Annotated in this window: 2 protein-coding genes; both read right to left on the bottom strand. The window is 49.3% G+C overall.

The window, feature by feature from the left end; genetic code table 11:
• Positions 1 to 2,680 (bottom strand): retention module-containing protein (locus NY07_RS09580; RefSeq protein ID WP_033539137.1); only part of this gene is annotated, 2,680 nt, incomplete at its 3' end.
• Between the two features lie 240 nt (positions 2,681 to 2,920).
• Positions 2,921 to 4,607 (bottom strand): type I secretion C-terminal target domain-containing protein (locus NY07_RS19015; protein WP_152603592.1); only part of this gene is annotated, 1,687 nt, incomplete at its 5' end.

Raw genomic sequence — 4,607 nt, 5'->3', positions numbered from 1 at the left:
CGCCGGTGGCGGCATTGATGGTGACGCTACCATTAGCAGGGTTACCGCTGATGCTGAATACCGAGCCATCGCTGACGCCATCGGCGTCGGTGACACTCAGGGTGCCGCTGATGCTGCCATCTTCCAGGCCGGTGCCGGTCAGGTCACCAGAGATGATGCTTGGGTCATCGACGCTACCGACATTAACCGTGACGGTAGTGGTTTCGGTGACGCCGCCCGAGGTAACGGTGTAGGTGAAACTGTCGCTGCCATGGAAATCAGGTGCTGGGGTGTAGGTCACGGTGCCATCGGCGTTAATGACCACGGTACCGTTGGCCCCATTGGTGACACCAGTGATGGTGGCATTGCTGTTTTCGAAGTTGTCGTTGCCCAGCGGATTGAAGGTCACGGCGGTGTCTTCGTCGGTGCTGATGCTGTCGGCGACAATATCGGCCACCGGAGTGACGTCAACGGTGATCACTTGTGTGGTGGTGTGACCTTCATCATCGGTGATGGTGACGGTGAAGCTGTCGCTGCCGTTGTAATCGGCGATAGGGGTATAGACCCAGGCGCCGGTGGCGGCATTGATGGTGACGCTACCGTTAGCAGGGTTACCGCTGATACTGAATATCGAGCCATCGCTGACGCCATCGGCGTCGGTGACACTCAGGGTGCCGCTGATGCTGCCATCTTCCAGGCCGGTGCCGGTCAGGTCACCAGAGATGATGCTTGGGTCTTCTTCAGGCGTAATAATAATGGTCAGGGTGGCACTCTCATCAGTGTTAGTGGTGTAGGTTATCGCCGGTACGCTGCCGTTCCAGTTGTCATTTGGCGTAAAGGTGTAAGAGCCATCGGTGTTGATCACTAGGCTGCCGCCTTCTACGTCAACCGTGGTGCCTGCGGTAACGGTTTGACCGTCGACGCTGAAGCTGACGACCGACAGCTCGCTGTCGATATCGCTGTCATTATCGAGCACATTGCCGCTGGCAATTGTGTCCTCGGCAACCGTGTTGCTGTCGTTGGCCAGTATTGACGGGTCATCTACCGGAGTGACGTTGATGGTCAGGGTGGCGCTCTCACCTGTATTAGTGGTGTAGGTGATCACCGGCACGCTGCCGTTCCAGTTGTCATTTGGCGTAAAGGTGTAGCTGCCATCGGCGTTGACTACCAGGCTGCCGCCTTCCACGTCAACCGTGGTGCCTGCGGTAACGGTTTGGCCGTCGACGCTGAAACTGACGACCGACAGCTCGCTGTCGATATCGCTGTCATTATCAAGCACATTGCCGCTGGCAATTGTGTCTTCGCTAACCGTGTTGCTGTCGTTGGCCAGCACCGATGGGTCATCTACCGGAGTGACGTTGATAGTCAGGGTGGCACTCTCACCAGTGTTAGTGGTGTAGGTAATGACCGGTACGCTGCCGTTCCAGTTGTCATTTGGCGTGAAGGTGTAGCTGCCATCGGTGTTGATCACTAGGCTGCCGCCTTCCACGTCAACCGTGGTGCCTGCGGTAACGGTTTGACCGTCGACGCTGAAGCTGACGACCGACAGCTCGCTGTCGATATCGCTGTCATTATCAAGCACATTGCCGCTGGCAACGGTGTCTTCGCTAACGGTATCGCTGTCGTTGGCCAGTACTGATGGGTCATCTACCGGGGTGACGTTGATGGTCAGGGTGGCGCTCTCACCAGTGTTAGTGGTGTAGGTGATCACCGGTACGCTGCCGTTCCAGTTGTCGTTTGGCGTAAAGGTGTAGCTGCCATCGGTGTTGATCACTAGGCTGCCGCCTTCTACGTCAACCGTGGTGCCTGCGGTAACGGTTTGACCGTCGACGCTGAAGCTGACGACCGACAGCTCGCTGTCGATATCGCTGTCATTATCAAGCACATTGCCGCTGGCAACGGTGTCTTCGCTAACGGTATCGCTGTCGTTGGCCAGTACTGATGGGTCATCTACCGGGGTGACGTTGATGGTCAGGGTGGCGCTCTCACCAGTGTTAGTGGTGTAGGTGATCACCGGTACGCTGCCGTTCCAGTTGTCGTTTGGCGTAAAGGTGTAGCTGCCATCGGCGTTGATCACTAGGCTGCCGCCTTCTACGTTAACCGTGGTGCCTGCGGTAACGGTTTGACCGTCGACGCTGAAGCTGATAACGGATAATTCAGTATCAAAATCAATATCATTATCTAAAACATTACCCGTGGCTATACCGTCTTCTGCAATTGTATTGCTGTCATTTTCAGTAACGGTAGGGGCGTCATCACTGCTGACAGTATAGGTTTGAGAGGTGGGTGGGGTTTGTTCAATGCCGGAAGTAGTGTACCCAGCATTAGCGATAGTTTGAGCACCAGTTCTGTTTACCGATATGAAGTCTGAGCCACCTTCATTGCCGTTAGTGTTACCAGCTGCAGTTTCTGGGAGTTCGGCAGTCGGATCTTCTCCAGAAGCGATTAGTGCTTGAAGTTGCTCAATTTCATTTAAAGCATCTGAGTCTGAGACAGCTAAAGTCTCTGTATTTTGGCTCGTAAAAGAGGTGCCGTCATCAAACTGCATCGCTAAATCAGCTTGTTCAGCGATAAGGATTGTTGTTCCTTCGGGTATGACTTCTCCGATAGCTACCTCTTTCTGTTCGGTTTCCGTTACGATGGAAACCTTTCCTTTAACATCTGTTACTTGTCCATTTTTTGTTGTAACTATCGATTTCATGCCTGCCCCCGCAGAATAAAGTGACACCACTTATCTCGTAATGTTGTAATTGTTAGCGTGTTTTTTCGCCTAGCATTGAATGTTATCAGTAGTCTATATAGTGGTCAATTTTTTGACGGGCAAATAATACTGAGGGTTAGCTTTGTTGGTAGTTTATAATGCTTAAGAATTACAAATAAAAAGGCCAAACCTCTGTTCGATTTGGTTTGGCCTTAGATGGTGTCGCGATATTGTTTGCCGTTATGGAATTGTATCAATTATCAAATTGTCATTGCCTAACAGGTTATTGATTATTTGTACATCACTTAGGGTGTTGCTGTTGGTTAAGTCAACATTGTTTAACACAATGGTTAGGTCTGTTACGCCATCATGATCTGAATCGACAGAGATCTCTGTATTACCACCACTAAAGTTAAATGATAGATATTGGTCCAAAGCATAGGTCCCTAGCTCCTCGTCAATTAATATGGCAGATAAATCTAGCTTATCCAGATTGGCATCAAAGTTAAGTACAGTATCCAAGCTGTTGTCATCAGAGCCCAAATCCCACACGAAAGTGTCGATATCGCTGTCTATGCCAGCATCAATGCTGTCACTACCCGCTCCACCAATGAGGATGTCTGCACCAAGGCCACCATCTATAGTATCGTTTCCTAACCCACCTAAGATAACGTCGTTACCGTTACCGCCGTAGATTAGATCATTTCCCGAACCTCCGATTAATTGATCATCTCCATCCAATCCGTATATAGAGTCGTTGCCTTCACGACCATAGATTTCATCATTAAGATTTGCACCGGTGAGCGAGTCACCCTCGGTGCTACCGAAAATCAGGTTATCTACATTGTCAGAGCCTGTGACTGTAATGGCTGTGTCAGGTAATAATTCATGGGTAAAGGTAGCCTGAACAAAGCGAGCCTGATATGAACCACCGTCATTGTCTAGATAAGTAATGGTCCAGATATCACCAGGATCAACTGGATTGGCGGCTAAGTAATCGGCAAGTGACACGCTATTGTCTGATTCCATTAGAATGTTTGTGTAGGCTATTTGAGCACTCATCAGTCCTGAGTTAACGTCGTAGAACCAGTCTGTTACACCATTTGCAGCAGCAATCACAATAAAGGTGATACCGTTGATGGTCAGCCTTACTGATACTTCCTCCTCCCTTTCTATACCTGTTTGCCCACCAATTTCACTGTTAGGAATAGGTATATCGAAAGGTGACTTCTGGAAGTCGGTAAAGAGATTTAATGCTCCGCTGCTAGGATCTAAATTGATAGCGTTGGCAAATGCACTGCTAACTGTCAGGTAAGCATCTTGATCATTACCAGAAGTCAGAGGTGATGAGCCATCGCCGATGAGTACCGTATTACCACCCAAACTGTTAGCTGGTACAGTATGGATGATGAAATTACCATCGACACTGTCGGAACCTGAGTTGATGGTAAAGCTAAGGTTTATATCCAATTGATCTTCTATCGCACCATTATTGCCTGGCACGTAGACTAGACTACCAAGCTCAGAAGCTGATAAGACGACAGGATTATCGAAGTCATATAGAGTCAAGATTCCGGTATCGTCGTCTAGATACCAGATTTCGCCTATCTCAGCTGTTTCGCCTGGATCAACGAATGACAAGCTTAACCCTGTAATAGTGATGACATCGCTATAGTCCTGATCGGTTGGAACATCAATATTGAGTGGATAACCATCCAGATAAGGAATCGCTATTTCTGCAAGCGATGCTGGTACCCAGATCTCTTTAGCAAATTCACCTTCAATCGGGTCGTTAGTACCATTTATCGTGATGGTGACTGTTTGTGTATCTGTGCCGCCATCGTTGTCGGTCACAGTTACATCGAAGCTCAAAGTGATGGTTTCATTTTCAGCAAGGAACTGAACTAATGAGTTAGGAATGCTGTAA

The organism is Shewanella sp. ECSMB14101 (genome assembly GCF_000773485.1).
GTDB classification, from domain to species: domain Bacteria; phylum Pseudomonadota; class Gammaproteobacteria; order Enterobacterales; family Shewanellaceae; genus Shewanella; species Shewanella marisflavi.
This window is presented reverse-complemented; position numbering and strand designations above follow the sequence as displayed.